The sequence below is a fragment of the Brevundimonas sp. genome (assembly GCF_051860745.1).
Classification (GTDB): Bacteria; Pseudomonadota; Alphaproteobacteria; order Caulobacterales; family Caulobacteraceae; genus Brevundimonas.
In genome coordinates this window covers 14,571-29,273 of the sequence record NZ_JBHYDN010000009.1, presented here as the reverse complement: position 1 = coordinate 29,273, position 14,703 = coordinate 14,571, and the positions used below count along the sequence as shown (strand labels likewise).

At 69.2% G+C, this 14,703-nt stretch carries 14 protein-coding genes; 2 read left to right on the top strand and 12 right to left on the bottom strand.

The annotated features are described in order from the left end of the window. Entirely contained in the window at window positions 1–1,017 is a 1,017-nt protein-coding gene (locus ACTIEW_RS10880; protein WP_439477920.1) for a cupin-like domain-containing protein, read from the bottom strand. 119 nt (window positions 1,018–1,136) lie between these two features. Between ACTIEW_RS10880 and ACTIEW_RS10875 the strand changes: the two genes are divergently transcribed. Further along, window positions 1,137–1,823: a DUF6445 family protein gene (locus tag ACTIEW_RS10875; protein ID WP_439477919.1), complete on the top strand. Its 687-nt coding sequence runs from the start codon at window positions 1,137–1,139 to the stop codon at window positions 1,821–1,823. Window positions 1,824–2,108: 285 nt separating this feature from the next. On the opposite strand, the gene ACTIEW_RS10870 is transcribed toward ACTIEW_RS10875, so the two are convergent. Both ACTIEW_RS10870 and proB read right to left on the bottom strand, forming a co-directional pair. After that, on the bottom strand, window positions 2,109–3,371 hold the full coding sequence (locus ACTIEW_RS10870) for a glutamate-5-semialdehyde dehydrogenase (RefSeq protein WP_439477918.1): 1,263 nt from the start codon (window positions 3,369–3,371) through the stop codon (window positions 2,109–2,111). Continuing rightward, window positions 3,368–4,531, bottom strand: a complete 1,164-nt coding sequence (gene proB, locus ACTIEW_RS10865; protein ID WP_439477917.1) for a glutamate 5-kinase — start codon at window positions 4,529–4,531, stop codon at window positions 3,368–3,370. Before proB ends, ACTIEW_RS10870 begins: the two co-directional genes overlap by 4 nt. A 167-nt stretch (window positions 4,532–4,698) precedes the next feature. Here proB and thrC point away from each other — a divergent pair, with 167 nt between their 5' ends. Then, window positions 4,699–6,084, top strand: a complete 1,386-nt coding sequence (gene thrC / locus ACTIEW_RS10860) for a threonine synthase (protein ID WP_439477916.1) — start codon at window positions 4,699–4,701, stop codon at window positions 6,082–6,084. A gap of 2 nt (window positions 6,085–6,086) precedes the next feature. Here the strand turns inward: thrC and ACTIEW_RS10855 are convergent, their stop codons facing one another. The 9 genes from ACTIEW_RS10855 to ACTIEW_RS10815 form a co-directional block, all read right to left on the bottom strand. Beyond that, the gene (locus ACTIEW_RS10855) at window positions 6,087–7,034 is read right to left on the bottom strand and encodes a homoserine kinase (RefSeq protein WP_439477915.1); all 948 of its coding nucleotides are present in this window, start codon (window positions 7,032–7,034) and stop codon (window positions 6,087–6,089) included. Between the two features lies 1 nt (window position 7,035). Next, complete coding sequence (locus tag ACTIEW_RS10850; protein ID WP_439478029.1) at window positions 7,036–8,706, bottom strand: amino acid kinase family protein; 1,671 nt, start codon at window positions 8,704–8,706, stop codon at window positions 7,036–7,038. Window positions 8,707–8,891: 185 nt separating this feature from the next. Then, window positions 8,892–9,023, bottom strand: a complete 132-nt coding sequence (locus tag ACTIEW_RS10845) for a hypothetical protein (RefSeq protein ID WP_439477914.1) — start codon at window positions 9,021–9,023, stop codon at window positions 8,892–8,894. A 164-nt stretch (window positions 9,024–9,187) separates the two neighbouring features. After that, window positions 9,188–10,288, bottom strand: a complete 1,101-nt coding sequence (gene leuB, locus ACTIEW_RS10840; protein ID WP_439477913.1) for a 3-isopropylmalate dehydrogenase — start codon at window positions 10,286–10,288, stop codon at window positions 9,188–9,190. After that, on the bottom strand, window positions 10,288–10,878 hold the full coding sequence (leuD, locus tag ACTIEW_RS10835) for a 3-isopropylmalate dehydratase small subunit (RefSeq protein WP_439477912.1): 591 nt from the start codon (window positions 10,876–10,878) through the stop codon (window positions 10,288–10,290). The genes leuB and leuD overlap by 1 nt, the downstream gene beginning before the upstream one ends. Next, a complete protein-coding gene (leuC, locus tag ACTIEW_RS10830; protein WP_439477911.1) occupies window positions 10,871–12,283 on the bottom strand; it encodes a 3-isopropylmalate dehydratase large subunit in 1,413 nt (470 codons plus the stop codon). The genes leuD and leuC overlap by 8 nt, the downstream gene beginning before the upstream one ends. After that, window positions 12,276–13,244 carry a branched-chain amino acid transaminase gene (locus ACTIEW_RS10825; RefSeq protein WP_439477910.1) on the bottom strand — a complete coding sequence of 323 codons (969 nt, stop codon included), beginning with the start codon at window positions 13,242–13,244 and terminating at the stop codon, window positions 12,276–12,278. The genes leuC and ACTIEW_RS10825 overlap by 8 nt, the downstream gene beginning before the upstream one ends. Then, window positions 13,228–14,457 (bottom strand): 2-isopropylmalate synthase, encoded by a 1,230-nt coding sequence (locus ACTIEW_RS10820; RefSeq protein ID WP_439477909.1) that lies wholly within the window; start codon window positions 14,455–14,457, stop codon window positions 13,228–13,230. Before ACTIEW_RS10820 ends, ACTIEW_RS10825 begins: the two co-directional genes overlap by 17 nt. After that, window positions 14,454–14,702 (bottom strand): ACT domain-containing protein, encoded by a 249-nt coding sequence (locus tag ACTIEW_RS10815; RefSeq protein WP_439477908.1) that lies wholly within the window; start codon window positions 14,700–14,702, stop codon window positions 14,454–14,456. The genes ACTIEW_RS10820 and ACTIEW_RS10815 overlap by 4 nt, the downstream gene beginning before the upstream one ends. Window position 14,703: the final 1 nt, after the last annotated feature.

Genomic DNA, 14,703 nt, shown 5'->3' with positions numbered 1-14,703 from the left:
TCAGCGCTGCGGCTCGGCCTGCTGCAGCTTGGCGATGAGCGCACGCCGCATTTGCGCGATCTCCGGCGGCGCGGATACGCCCAGGATCCCGCGTGCATGCGGTGGCAGGTGCCCGGCGGGATCGCCGCCGCTCAGGAAGACATAGTGGTCGAACATCGCCCGCCACGCCCGCCGCTGGTCCGGCGGCAGGTTCCGAAGCGTAATCATGCCGTGCATGAGCACGTCCCAGGCGGATCCGACGTCGGCGCGAGCGGGATCCCACCAATAGTTCACCAGGACATTGACCACGTCGAGCGCCTCGACGTGGTGATACCACTGGTAGGGGATGTAGATCGCGTCGCCGGGTTCGAGCTCGGCGGTCAGGGCGGCATCCAGCGCTCCGGCGAAACGCGGAAAGCGGTCGAGGTCGGGGTTGGTCAGATGGACCATGCTGACCTGGGTGCCCGCGGGCGTGATATGAAACGGGCCCATGTACAGGTTGCCGACCTGATCGGGCGGGAAGAGGGTGAAGCGCCGCCGACCCGCGCCGACACAGGCGACATTTTCGGACGGGTCATGATGGATCGCGACCTTGGCGGCGTTGCCGATCCACAGCCGGGGAATGACCGAGGACGGCAGGATCGCGAGGCTGTTGGCGCCGGCGAACTCCGGCAGATGCTCCGGCGCGGCCAACCCCTGGACCGCGATCGCATCCGGGCGGGATTTTCCGGATTCGACGATCAGAGCGTCGAGAAAATCCGCGAGCGGCGAGCTCGATCGCCGGAAATTCGGCGCGCGTATGTCGTCACCGTAGTGGAGCCTCCCCTCGGCTTCAGGCGCGGCGCGGACATGCGGGACCGGCGTTCCGATCGCCATGGCCCGCAAATAGTCGACGCAGGCGACATCGCCTTGTCGTGCGGCCCGAACCAGCGGCCAGTCAGCCACGAGGCCTTTCATGACCGCGGGCGCGGCAGCGGCGCGGATGTCATCACGAAAGATCGCTGGCGTGACGTCGCGCCAGACCTTGATGGGTTGCATGATTTGATGACCGATCGGATCGGGCCAGGTCGCGGCAGCCAGGGGGTGCGCGGCGTCGGCGGACAGGCGGCGAGCCTTCCTCTCCGGGCTGCGGTTGTCAACGCCGGGGACTGACGCTGATGCCCGGAACCGGCCCTCCGCTGATCCGCGTCGAACACATAGGCGACGAGGGCGAGCCGGTGGTCGTCGTCGAGCGCTTCTCGCCGCATCCGGATCGGCTGGTGGCGGAGGCCGCGTCCATCCCCTTCAAGGTGATGGGCGAATTCTATCCCGGCGTTCGGGCGCGGGCGCCCCGCCTCTATCTTGAAGAACTGGCGCCCATACTCGCGCCGGTCGTGCGTGAGGTCTTCGGCTATCGCGAGCGGCTGACGTTCGACCGCGGACTCTATTCGATGGTCACGACGCCGCCCGGTCGATTGTCGCTCGCGCAGCGCATCCCGCATATCGACGGCGTGGAGGAGGGGATGATAGCTATCCTTCACTACCTGTCGCCTGAGGACAGGGGCGGCACGGGCTTCTACCGGCACATTTCAACCGGCTTCGAGACGGTCGATGCGACGCGGCACGGGCCCTATCTGGAGGCGCTACAGGCGGACTTCGCGCGCCACGGCGAACCGGCCGCAGGTTATATTGAAGGCGACACCGCGATTTTTTCCCGGATCGCGTATTTCGCTCCGACCTACAATCGCGCGCTCATCTACCGCAGCAGCCTGCTGCATTGCGCCTCGGTCGCCGGCGACGCGGCCTTGCCCGCAGATGTGCGCGCGGGGCGACTGACCGTCGCCACTTTTCTATCGGCCCGGTGAACGCTGAGGCCGCGGCACGGCGACCGGGAAATTGAAGACTGCGAACAGACAATACCTTGGATCGAACTGTGCAAACGCGTGGGAATGACGGCCTACAGATAACCGCACCACCCAGAACGTCACTTCAATCCAAATTCACCCTGGCAGTGCAAGGGCCGTCCACAGATGACAACACCTCAATTTCCGCTGCACCTTCAGTTATCGGGATGTGGAGAAACGCCTGGCGGCGGCTTCCATTTGGGCGGCTGACGGGCGGGCGTTCCTGATTCAAGGGATTTGATACGTTCAAGGGCGAACCGCGCCAGTCGCGCGGACCAGGTATTTGTAGGTGGTCAGCTGGGCCGCGCCCACGGGACCCCGGGCGTGCAGACGCCCGGTGGCGATCCCGATCTCGCCGCCAAATCCGAACTGGCCGCCATCCGCGAACTGGGTGGAGGCGTTATGCATGACGATGGCGCTATCGACGCGGTCGAGGAATTCGGCGGCGGCGGCCGGATCCTCCGTAACAATGGCGTCGGTGTGACCCGAGCCGTGCCGGGCGATATGCGCCAGGGCCTCAGCCATTCCGTCCACCACACGGACGGCCAGGATCGGCGCCAGGTATTCAGTGGTCCAGTCGGCTTCGACGACGGGCGTCGCCTCGGGCACGATGGCGCACGTCCGGGCGTCGCCACGCAGGGCGCAGCCGGCGGCCAGCAGGTCGTCGGCGACGGGCCGCAAGAGGGTATCCGCCACCGAGGCGTCGACCAGCAGGGTCTCGGTCGCGCCGCAGACCGTGACCTGGCGCATCTTGGCGTTCAGTACGATTCTTCGAGCTTTTTCCGGATCGGCGGCGGCGTGGAGGTAGGTGTGGCACAGCCCTTCCAGATGCCCCAGAACGGGGGCCCTGGCCTCACTCTGGACCCGCTGCACCAAGCTGCGGCCGCCACGCGGGACGATGAGGTCGATGGCGCCGCTCAGGCCGGTCAGGAGGGCGCCCACCGCGGCGCGGTCGGGGGTGCTGACCAACTGGACCAGGTCGCCCGGCAGGCCCGCCCCGGTCAGTCCCTCCACGAGGGCGGCGTGGATCGCCGTGGCGCTGGCCAGGGCGGCTGACCCGGACCGGAGGATCAGTGCGTTGCCGGAGCGGACGCACAGGGCCGCGGCGTCAGCGGTGACATTGGGCCGGCTCTCGTAGATGACCGCCAGCACGCCGATGGAAACCCGGACACGGGCGATGTCGAGGCCGCTTGGAGGCGTCCAGCGCTCGTCCTCGCCGCCCACGGGATCGGTCTGGCAGGCGATCTCCCGCACGGCGGCGGCCATCGCCGCGATCCGGCCGGGGGTCAGCGCCAATCGATCGAGCATGGCGTCGGCCGTCGCGTCGTGACGCGCGCGGGCCACATCGTCCGCGTTGGCCGCGAGAATGGCGTCGCCGCCGCGCTCCAGAGCGTCCGCCATGGCGTAGAGGGCGGCGGTGCGCGTGGCGGCAGGCGTCATGCGCGCGGCGTCGAAAGCCGCGCGAGCACGGTCGCCCATCGCCTGCATAACGCGGTCGACCATTGTCATGACGTCAGCACCAGATCATCGCGATGGATCGCAACGCCAGGACCCTTCCAACCGAGTAGCGCCTCGAACTCACGGCTGTTACGGCCCTGGATCCGGCGACAGTCAGAGGCGGCGTAGGCGACCAGGCCGACGCCGAGAAGTCCCGACGGACCGACAACCCGAACGCAGTCGCCAGCGTCGAAACCGCCTTGCACGTCGGAAACGCCCGAGGCCAGCAGGCTTTTGCCCCCGGCGAGCGCGGCGGCGGCGCCGTTGTCCACGACCAGTACGCCGGCGGGCTCCAGGCTCCCGGCGATCCACTGTTTGTAGGCGGTCATCGGGGTGCCGGAGGCGGCGATGAGGGTGGCCCTTGCTCCCCGCTCCAGAGCCATCAAGGGCGCATGAGCCGCGCCGGACAGGATCAGGGTCGAACAGCCGGCCGAGCGGGCGATGCGGGCGGCCATCAATTTCGTGACCATGCCGCCGGAGCCGACGCCTGTCCGAACATTTGGGCCCTCGGCCGCCGCAAGGGCTTCCGGGGTCAGGTCAGCGAGAAACGGGATGTGGATCGCGCCCGGGTCGCGCCGTGGGTCCGCGGAGTAGAGCCCGTCGATGTCTGACAGCAGCACTAACAGGTCGGCTCGGGCGAGTTGTGCGGTGCGGGCGGCGAGCCTGTCGTTGTCACCGTAGCGGATTTCCTCGGTCGCCACGGTGTCATTTTCGTTGACGACGGGCACGACGCCGAGGGCCAGAAGAGCCTCGACCGTGGCGCGGGCGTTCAGCCAGCGCCGCCGGCGCTCGGTGTCCTCGCGGGTCAAAAGCACCTGGGCGGCGACGAGGCCGTGAGCCGCCAGCGCGGTGGACCATGCCTGCATCAGCATCGATTGCCCGACGGCGGCGGCGGCCTGCTTTTCGTCCAGCCGGACGCCGGCGGAGAGACCGAGGCGACGACGACCCAAGGCCACGGCGCCGGAGGAAACGACGATGACCGCTTTGCCCGCCGCCCGCAGCCGGGCGACGTCTCCGGCCATGGCGGCAAGCCAGGATGAATCGACGTCCCCGCTGGCGGAATCGACGAGCAGCGACGATCCGATTTTCAACACGACCCGGCGCGCGGCGCCGAAGGCATGGCCCGCGTCCTGAACGCTGCCGTCCGGCATGGATGTGACGCTGGGGAGCATGCCGCCAGCATGGCGTTCTCGCTGGGCGATGCCAAGGCGTGCTGCGCGCTGTCAGGATGATTCTGCGATTGCTGCATGCTGACGGCTTCACGTCGCTGGTAGCTGTTGCATCGTCGTGGGGGAGGCGGTCAAATGTCGATGGCCGCGCACGGCCGGATGGAACACTGATGGCCGCCTCGACATTGCCCGCCTACATCAGCACGCGGGGGTCTTCGCCGGATGTGGATTTCGTCGGCGCGCTACTGGCGGGAGTGGCTCCGGATGGCGGACTGTACGTTCCCGGGTACTGGCCGGATTTGCCCGAGACGCCGGAGCCTTCCGAAGGCGCCGCCGGCCTGGCGAGCGCCATCCTGGCTTCGTTCGTCGGCGACACCCTGGAGGCGGGGGCGGTGGGTCGGGCGACGGCGCGTCTGAAGGACCAGTTCAGCCACCCGGAGACGACGCCGCTCGTGGAACTGGAGCCCGGCCTGTTCGTGCTCGAGCTGTTCCACGGCCCCACGGCGGCGTTCAAGGACTACGCCATGCAGATGGTGGCCGTCCTGGCCGAGGCCGCACTGGCCGGCCGGGGCGAACGGCTGTTGCTGGTGACCGCGACCAGCGGGGATACAGGCGCGGCCGCGGTCCGGGCCTTTGGCGGCATGGACAGGATCGATCTGGTGGTTCTGCATCCGCTGGGGCGGGTGTCGCCGGTGCAGCGGCTGCAGATGACCACGACGGGCGCGCCCAATGTGCTGAACCTGGCGGTGCGAGGCGATTTCGACGATTGCCAGCGGCTGGTGAAGGGGTTGCTGGCGCACCGCGCCCTGACGGCCGGCCGGCGGGTGAGTTCGGTCAACTCCATCAACTGGGCGCGGTTGGCGGGCCAGATTCCCTACTATGTCGGAGCCGCCGGCGCGCTGGGGAGCGCGGCGTCGAAGGCGACCTATGTCGTGCCGACCGGCAATTTCGGGGATGCCTTCGCCGGCTGGGCGGCGCGGCGGATGGGCCTGCCGATGGGCGGTCTGGTGGCGGCGACGAACCAGAACGACGCACTGGTCCGGGCGCTGAAGACCGGCGTCTATGAACGCACCCAGGCCACGCCGACCGCCAGCGTCAGCATGGACGTGCAGGCGCCGTCCAATTTCGAACGGCTGGTGTTCGAGGCCTCGGGCCGGGACAGCGCCCTGACGCGTGGCCTGTTCGAGGATTTCGCCCGCGATGGTCGCGTGACCCTGCCCCCCGATCTGCTGACGGCCTTGCGGCGCGAGGTGTCGGCGGTGTCGGTGAGCGAGGCGGAAACGGCGGAGGAAATCGCGCGGACCTATGCCGGGACGGGACGCGTGATTTGCCCGCACACGGCGGTGGCGCTGCACGCCGCGCGCCGGCTGGACCGGTCGGCGGGTCCGGTGGTCGCCCTGTCGACCGCACACCCGGCCAAATTTCCGGAGGCGGTCCGGGCGGCCCTGGGTTTCGCGCCGGAACGACCGCCACAACTGGACGGCCTGGAAGGCCGGACCGAGGTGTTCGAGACCGTGGATCCGACCCTCGCGGCCGTACTGGCCGCCATCGGCTGAACTCAGGCGGCCAAGGCCCGCCCGGCCCACCAGTCCAGACGACGCAGGAAGGGGGCCGGGTCCTTGGGAGTCACCAGGGCCGCGGGGTCATGGAACAGGCGGTCGTGCAGGCGCGTCAGGGTGAAGCGCACGGCCGCGACGGCGCCGAGCCCGGGCAGGGCGGCGCGTTCCGCGGGCGAGAGCGGCCGGACCGATTCATATCCGGACTGGAAGGCCGCGATGGCGCCGGGCAGGGCGGCTCCTTCGGCGTCGAACCCCCAGGCGGAGAGGGCGATGGCCAGGTCATAAGCGAGGACGTCGGTACAGGCGAAATAGAAGTCGATCAGACCGCTGGGGGCGTCGCCCTCGAACAGAATGTTGTCGGGAAAATAGTCGGCGTGGATCGGGCCGACCGGCAGGGTGACGGCGGGACCGGAGGCGCGCTCGTCAACCCAGGGGGCCATGCGGCGGAGCAGGCGTTGATCGTCGGAGGACGCGCGCGACTGGCAGCGGTCGAACAGGGCGCGGCGGGCGTCGGACCCCACCGGATTGGGACAGGTCACGGGAAAACCGGCGCCGGCAATATGCAGGCGGGCGAGCAGGGCTCCGGCGGCGGCCTGATCCGCCAGCGACGGCGTCCGTTTCCACGCACCCGGGAGCCATTCGAGGATGGCGGCGGGGCGATCGTTGAGACGGCCGACCACCTCGCCCGACGAGTCCCGCAACGGCCGGGCGCACGGCAGTCCGGCGCCGGCGGCATGGGCGGTCAGACCCAGGCAGAAGGGCAGGGCGGCCTCGTCGGTGCGGCCCTCGAACAGGGTCAGGACGAAGCGGCCCTGGTCGGTGTCCAGCCGGTAGTTGGTGTTCTCGACCCCCTCCGCGATCGGCGTCAGCGCACGAACCGGGCCGAGGCCGAAGCGTCTAATGAAGGGCTCGGCGTCGGCTTCCTCGACCGGGGTGAAGACGGCCATGTCAGCCGGCCTGACGGGCGAGGCGACGGGCTGCCAGGTCAGACAGGTCCGCCAGCAAGCTCTCGGCCGTGGCCCAGCGGCCGGCGCCACGGCCCCGGCAACGGACGACGGATCCATCGGCGGAGATCACCTTCAAGGCGTTGCCCTCTCCCTTCAGTGCGGCGAACAAGGGGTCGATCGGCCCAGCCATCAGTCGAACCTCGGCGATCAGCCGGCCGTTGTCCATATGGCAGCGACACAGCTGCCGCGCGCCGGTCGGCTGAGGGCTGGCGGCAGACAGGACATCGCGCGGGATGTCGGCCTCATCCGGCATCAGCCCGAAGGCTTCGAAGGCGAGCAGGCGCACCTTGGCGGCGGCGTCATGCCCTTCGAGGTCGGAAGACGGATCCTCCTCGGCGAAGCCGGCCGCCCGGGCTTCGGCCAGCGCGACCTCGAACGGGGCCCCGGCGTCCAGCCGCTCAAGCATGAAATTGACCGTGCCGTTCAACACGGCCTCGAAGGCGATGACCGGCGCTTCCGCTCGGGCCGCGCGCAGGGTTTCGACCATGGGGACGCCGCCGCCGATGGAGGCGGACCAAAGCAGTTTCGCGTCGTGCGCTTCTGCCAGGGCGAGCAGACCGGCCGGGTCGCGGCTGACAGCCTGTTTGTTGGCGCTGGCCACATCGACGCCCCGCTGGAGGGCGGCGCGGATCAGGGCGTGACCGGCCTCGGCCTCGGACAGGGCCTCCAGCAGGATGTCAGGTCGCCGGTCCAGCAGGGCGCGGGCGTCAGCCACCAGAAGCGGGGCGAGCGCGTCGGCGGAAACGCCCGGAACGTCCCGGGACCTGGCGGGATCGCGCACCAGTACGCCGACGACCTCGAACCTTCGATCGGAAAGCAGGCGGGCGAGGGCGCCGCCGCCGACCACGCCGCAACCCGCGACGGCGACCTTCAGCCGTCCGGAGGCCTGGACAGGGCGGGGCGGAGCGCCGTCGGGGCCGATAACTGTGCGGTGGCCGTCGGCGTGGTTGCGAACCTCGACCCGCAGGCGGCGGGCTTCGGCCAGATCCAGGGCGTCCGGCTGGACTAGACCACCGCCCAGCGCTTTTGCCTCGGCCCAACTGGCGCGATCGTAGCGCCGGGCATCGGGATCGACGTTGGGGTCGCGGTCATAGAGTCCGTCGACATCCTTCACCAGCTGGACATGGTCCAGCCCGAGCTCGGCGGCGAGGAACAGGGCCGTGAGATCGGACCCGCCGCGCCCCAGCAGGACAACCCGGCCGTCGGGGGACATGGCGCCGAACCCGGGGACGACCACGACCTCGTGCTGGTCCAGCGCCAGGTCCAGGGCGTTGCGGTCCATGGCGTTGGGGCGGGCATGTTCGGCAGGCCCTTCGGCCACGATGCCGAGCGCGCGCACGGACAGGGTTGTCGCGCTCAGGCCGACGCGGTCGCAGGCCAGGGCGGCGAGCGCCGCCGCCCGCTCCTCGCCCTGCACGACATAGGCGGGCAGCAAGGGATTGTCGTGCGCGAGGCCAAGGGCCCGAGCCTCGCTCAGCAGACGATCGGTCTCGCCGGCAAAGGCGGAGACGACGGCGACCACCCGGCGGCCCCGTCGGACCTCGGCATAGATATCGGAGGCGACCGCCGGGGCGTCCGCGGGACCGGACAGGACCGAACTGCCGAATTTCATCACCACGACAGGTCGATCGGGGGGAGCGGCTCGAGCGACGGAAAGAGGTTCGGAGCGAAGGAGAGCGAGGCCGGGCATGTTGGTGACTTTCGGGGCGATGCAGGAAATGGGAGGGCGGAAATGAAAAACCCCGCCCGGGGGTCCGGGCGGGGTTGGGTTGTTGCGATCCTGAGTTTCGGTGCGCGCTAACCTGTCCCCGCCATGGGCGTGGTGATGGTGATGATGGTCATGGTCGTACCGAGGCCGCCGGCGCACAGGGCGACGCCGCCGCGCGAGGCGGTCGGACGGGCGGCGAAGGCGGCGGCGGAACGGCTCAAGTGACCAGGCTCGCGTTGAAGTTCGTCAGGCAGGCTGCGGGAGGGCGGGTGATCGCGTCAAGTCGTCCAGCAAGGAAATTGCCGAAGAAGCAGACATTTTGCGAACCTGGGCGACTGCACCCAACAAAGTGCGGCCTGAACGACACGGATTTTCTCATCATGGTTCAGGCCCAGTGCATCTGAATGCGGTGTGCGGCGGCCCAGTGGATGGCCCGCAGTCCGTCGATCACCGCGGCGGCCGCAGCTCGGGTTCCCAGCGATCCTCCCAGGTCCTGGGTCACGGCGCCGGCCGACAGCACAGCGGCCACGGCGGCCTCGATCGACGCGGCCTCGTCCTCCAGCCCCAGGCTGTGGCGCAGCATCAGGGCGGCGGACAGGATGGTCCCGACCGGATTGGCCTTGTCCTGACCGGCAATGTCGGGGGCCGAGCCGTGGATGGGTTCGAACAGACCCGGGCCGCTCTCGCCCAGCGAGGCCGACGGCAGCAGGCCGATCGATCCGCCCAGCACGGAGATTTCGTCCGACAGGATGTCGCCGAACATGTTCTCGGTCAGGATGACGTCATAGTCGCGCGGCTTGCGGATCAGATGCATGGCCATGGAGTCGACCAGTGCATGTTCCAGTTCGATGCGCGGGAATTCCTCGGCATGGATGCGGGTGACGACTTCGCGCCACAGGCGGCTGGTCTCCATGACATTGGCCTTGTCGACCGAGGTGACCTTGCCGCGCCGTTGCTGGGCGGTCCGGAAGGCGGCGCGGGCGATGCGCTCGATCTCGGGCGTGGTGTAGACGCATAGGTCGGTCGCACGGTCGGCGGTGCGGGTCTTCTCCCCGAAATAGATGCCGCCCGTCAGCTCGCGGAACACGATCAGGTCGACGCCCTCCACGATCTCGCGCTTCAGCGGCGAACGGTGCGCCAGCACGGGGGAAACCTGCAGAGGACGCAGGTTGGCGAACAGTCCCATGGCCTTGCGCAGACCCAGCAGACCTTCCTCGGGCCGGCGCTTGCCGCCATCCCATTTGGGGCCCCCGACCGCGCCCAGCAGGACGGCGTCGGCGGCGAGACAGGCCTCGACCGTCTCGGCCGGCAGCGGGTCGCCGGTCGCGTCGATGGCCGCCCCGCCGATCAGATGTTCGTGGAAGCGGAACTTGTGTTCAAAGAAGTCGCCGATGACGGTCAACACCGCCTGGGCGGCGTCAGTGACCTCGGGGCCGACGCCGTCGCCGGGCAGGATGACGATGTCAAAGGTGCGGGGAGCAGGCATCAGGCGGGTTCCATTTCATGGGCGGCTTCATAAGCCGCGATGTCGGGCAGACGGGCTTGCAGCCAGCCGAGGGTGTCGACGCCGTCCAGAAGGCAGCGACGGGCAAACCGCTCGACCGTGAAGGGCGTGGGCGCGGCGTTGCCGCGACGGATTTCCCCGGCGTCGAGGTCGATGGTCACGGGCTGGTCGGGAAAGGCGGCAAGGTCATCCCAGACAGCCTGGTCGACCTCGATGGGCAGCAGGCCGGTCTTGAGGGCGTTGGAGGTGAATATGTCGGCGATGGAGGTCGCGATCACCGCCCTGAAGCCGTAGTCGACCAGGGCCCAGGGTGCGTGCTCGCGCGACGAACCGCAGGCGAAATTGGGACCCGCCAGCAGGATGCGGCGTTCGCTCGGGTCGATGCGATTCAGCACCGCCTCGGGTTTGGGAGAGCCATCGGCCTCATAGCGCCAGTCATGGAAGACGGCCTTGCCCAGCCCCTCGCGCGAGGTGGTGGTCAGGAAGCGCGCCGGAATGATCTGGTCGGTGTCGATGTTGGCCTGGCTGAGCACCACGCATTGCGAGGTCAGGACCTGCAAGGGTTCAGGCATCGATGGCCTCCTTCAGATAGACGCGCGGGTCTGTCAGGACGCCGGAGACGGCGCTGGCGGCGGCGGTGGCGGGACTGGCCAGGATGGTCCGCGCGCCCTTGCCCTGCCGGCCCTCGAAATTGCGGTTCGAGGTCGAGACGGCGAGTTGGCCGGATCCCACGAAATCGCCGTTCATTGCGATGCACATGGAGCAGCCGGGCAGGCGCCATTCGGCCCCGGCGTCGATGAAGACGCGGTCCAGGCCTTCTGCCTCGGCGTCGCGGCGCACGGCCTCCGATCCCGGAACCACCAGCATGCGGACGCCGGGACTGACCTTGCGTCCGCGCAGCACCTCAGCGGCCGCGCGCAGGTCCGGCAGCCGCCCGTTGGTGCAGGACCCGATGAAGACGACATCGACCCGGTGGCCGGTGGTCGGTTCGCCCGATGTGAAGCCCATATAGGCCAGGGCGCGTTCCCCCGAGGCGTCGCGAGGCTGCGGTACGCGTGCGCCGACGGGCGAGCCGGCGTCGGGCGTGGTGCCCCAGGTCGCCATCGGCTGAATCGCTGTCCCGTCCATTTCGAGCTCGCTGTCGAACACCGCTCCTGGATCACTCTTGAGGGTCAACCAGTCGGTCGCGGCCCGCCCGAACGCCTCGCCGGACGGCGCGTGACGCCGGCCCTGCAGCCAGGCGACGGTCACTGGATCGGGCGCGATCATGCCGGCCCGCGCGCCCGCCTCGATCGACATGTTGCAGACCGTCATCCGGCCTTCCATGTCGAGCGACCGGATGGCCTCTCCGGCGTATTCGATCACATGGCCCGTGCCGCCGCCGAATCCGAGGCGGGCGATGATGGCCAGGGCCACGTCCTTACCGGAGACGCCGTGCTGCAGGCGGCCGGTCACCGTCACCCGCATGGACCTGGGCTTGCGCTGCAGCAGGCACTGGGTCGCCAGCACATGGCCGACCTCGGAGGTTCCGATGCCGAAGGCCAGCGCTCCAAAGGCGCCATGGGTCGCCGTATGGCTGTCGCCGCAGACGACGGTCATGCCCGGACGGGTCAGTCCCAGCTCCGGCCCCATGACATGGACGACGCCGCGGTCTTCGCTGTCCCAGCCGGCCAACCGGATGCCGTGCCGCGCGCAATTGGCCTCCAGCCGCTCGACCTGGGAGCGCGCGGCCGGGGTCACATAGGGACGTTCGCCCGCGGCGTCGGCGGGTAGGGTCGGGGTGGAGTGGTCGAGGGTGGCGAAGGTGCGGTCGGGGCGGCGCACGGGCAGGCCGCGCGCCTCAATCTCGCTGAAGGCCTGCGGGCTGGTGACCTCATGCACCAGATGCAGGTCAACGTAGAGCACGGCCGGGGCGTCGAGGGTCTCCAGCGTGACGACATGCCGGTTCCAGACCTTGTCGAACAGGGTCTCAGGCATGCTCGACCTCCCGGGTAGAGACGGCCGGCGCCGGCGCGGCGATGGATTCCAGCCAGCCGAAACGGTCCGGCGTCGAGCCGTCGAACAGGCCGCGGAAGGCGCCGTTGACCGCCTTGGTGACCGGGCCGGGACCGGCGCAGCGGGTCGCGATGCCGTCGACCGATCGAACCGGCGTGATCTCGGCAGCCGTGCCGGTCATGAATATCTCATCGGCCACATACAGGGCTTCACGCGGCAGCACCTGTTCGCGGGTCTCGTAGCCCAGCCCCCGCGCCAGCTTCAGCACGCTGTCGCGCGTGATCCCCATCAGGATCGAGGCCGCCGCGGGCGGGGTGACGATCTCGCCGTCCTTGACGATGAACAGGTTCTCGCCGGCGCCTTCGGACAGGCGGCCGTCGGTGCCAAGGGCTATGCCTTCGCCGAAGCCGCCGACCCGGGCCTCGCGCCCGATCAGATAGGAGGACAGATAGTTTCCGCCCGCCTTGGCGCCCGAGGGCACGGTGTTGGGGGCGATGCGCGACCATGAGGCGACGCAGGCGTCGACGCCCTTCTCCAGCGCCTCCTCGCCCAGATAGGCTCCCCACGGGAAGGCCGCGATGGCGACGTCGATATTCATGTCGCCGGGCCGCGGCGTCACCCCCATTCCGCACTCGCCGAGGAAGGCGATGGGGCGGATATAGGCGCTGCACAGCCCGGTCGCGCGGACCGTCGCCTTGCAGGCCTCGACCAGTTCCTCCTCGGTCCAGGGCAGCTGGAAATGATACATGCGGGCGCTGTCGAACAGCCGCCGGACATGGTCGGTCAGGCGGAAGCCGCGCGGCCCGTCCGGGGTGTCATAGACGCGAATGCCCTCGAACACCGAGGTGCCGTAGTGGAGCGCGTGGCTCATCACATGGATTTTCGCATCGGCCCAGGGCGTCAGTTCGCCATTGATCCAGATATGTTCAGCCAGCGGTCGCATAAGCATACTCCTGTCGTGGGGTGGCGGCCGGGCGCGAGGCCTCGATGATCGCCAGCAGTTCTTGGTCGCTGATCTCGCCGACCTCGTCGGCGCGGGTCTTGAAGCCGGCGAAGGCGGTGGCCAGGTGCAGGCCGCTGATGGGCTGGCCCAGGGTCTCGGCGCGTTTGGCCACGGCGTGACGGCCCGAGTGCTTGCCCAGCACGAACCATGTGCCCTCGAAGCCCACGTCCTGGGGGCGCATGATCTCGTAGGTCGAGGGATCGGCCATCATGCCGTGCTGGTGGATGCCCGCCTCGTGAGCAAAGGCGTTCAGTCCGACGATGGCCTTGTTGCGGACCACCGGCGTGTGGGTGATCTCACTCAGCAGACGGCTGGCGCGGACCAGATGGGTGGCGTCCACGCCGGTGTGCAGGCCGTAGCGGTCCGAGCGGGTGCGGATGGCCATGACGATCTCCTCGAGGGAGGCGTTGCCGGCCCGTTCGCCGATGCCGTTGATCGCGCCCTCGACCTGTCGCGCCCCGGCCTCGACCGCCGACAGGCTGTTGGCGACGGCCATGCCCAGGTCGTCATGGCAATGGGCCGAGAAGACGACATCCGGGAACCGGACGCGGACGGTTGAGATCAGGTTGCGGAAAATGTCGCCGATCTCGCCCGGCGTGGAATAGCCGACGGTGTCGGGGATGTTCAGCGTCGTGGCGCCGGCCGCGGCGGCGACCTCGCAAATCTCGGCCAGGAACTCCGGCTCGGTGCGGATGGCGTCCTCGGGGCTGAATTCCACATCGTCGAACCGGGTACGGGCATAGGCGACCGAGCGCTCGGCGGCCGCCAGCACCTCGGCCTTGCTCATCTTCAGCTTCGCCGAGCGGTGGATCGGGCTGGAGCCCAGGAAGATGTGGCAGCGGCGTTCCTCCGTGCCGCGCAGGGCGCGGTAGGCGGCGTCGATGTCGGCTTCGGTCGCGCGGGCCAGCGAACAGAACACGGGCCCCTCGACTTCGCCGACCACCCGGCGCACCGCCTCCTCGTCGCCCGGCGAGGCGGCGGCGAAGCCGGCCTCGACCACATCGACCTTCAGCACGGCCAGCAGGCGGGCCATGCGGACCTTGTCGTCCGGCGACATGGAGAAGCCCGGCGCCTGTTCGCCGTCCCTCAGGGTGGTGTCGAAGACGATGACCCGGTTCGGATCCGCCGCGACGGCGCTGGCGATCCGGTTCATACCACCCTCTCTGGATGGGGCGCGTAGCGGGTGACGCCGAACAGCTTGTCGATCTGGCGGCCCAGGGTTTCGGTGCAGCGCGCGGCGTCGCGCCCGCGCACCGCCATCTCGACCCGGCGTCCCGGGCCATCATCGATCAGGGACAGGCCGTCGATATGAAAGCCACGGCGCTCGACAAGCCCGATGAGGCGCTGGAGCGAACCGTCGGCGCGGTCAATGTGCAGGTGCAGGGTATTGGCGGTCATG

Bases quoted from the DNA above. Each gene is read 5' to 3' on its own strand.
- ACTIEW_RS10880 (WP_439477920.1), bottom strand. From the start codon at position 1,017: ATGCAACCCATCAAGGTCTGGCGCGACGTCACGCCAGCGATCTTTCGT.
- ACTIEW_RS10875 (WP_439477919.1), top strand. From the start codon at position 1,137: ATGCCCGGAACCGGCCCTCCGCTGATCCGCGTCGAACACATAGGCGAC.
- ACTIEW_RS10870 (WP_439477918.1), bottom strand. From the start codon at position 3,371: ATGACAATGGTCGACCGCGTTATGCAGGCGATGGGCGACCGTGCTCGC.
- proB (WP_439477917.1), bottom strand. From the start codon at position 4,531: ATGCTCCCCAGCGTCACATCCATGCCGGACGGCAGCGTTCAGGACGCG.
- thrC (WP_439477916.1), top strand. From the start codon at position 4,699: ATGGCCGCCTCGACATTGCCCGCCTACATCAGCACGCGGGGGTCTTCG.
- ACTIEW_RS10855 (WP_439477915.1), bottom strand. From the start codon at position 7,034: ATGGCCGTCTTCACCCCGGTCGAGGAAGCCGACGCCGAGCCCTTCATT.
- ACTIEW_RS10850 (WP_439478029.1), bottom strand. From the start codon at position 8,706: ATGAAATTCGGCAGTTCGGTCCTGTCCGGTCCCGCGGACGCCCCGGCG.
- leuB (WP_439477913.1), bottom strand. From the start codon at position 10,288: ATGCCTGCTCCCCGCACCTTTGACATCGTCATCCTGCCCGGCGACGGC.
- leuD (WP_439477912.1), bottom strand. From the start codon at position 10,878: ATGCCTGAACCCTTGCAGGTCCTGACCTCGCAATGCGTGGTGCTCAGC.
- leuC (WP_439477911.1), bottom strand. From the start codon at position 12,283: ATGCCTGAGACCCTGTTCGACAAGGTCTGGAACCGGCATGTCGTCACG.
- ACTIEW_RS10825 (WP_439477910.1), bottom strand. From the start codon at position 13,244: ATGCGACCGCTGGCTGAACATATCTGGATCAATGGCGAACTGACGCCC.
- ACTIEW_RS10820 (WP_439477909.1), bottom strand. From the start codon at position 14,457: ATGAACCGGATCGCCAGCGCCGTCGCGGCGGATCCGAACCGGGTCATC.
- ACTIEW_RS10815 (WP_439477908.1), bottom strand. From the start codon at position 14,702: ATGACCGCCAATACCCTGCACCTGCACATTGACCGCGCCGACGGTTCG.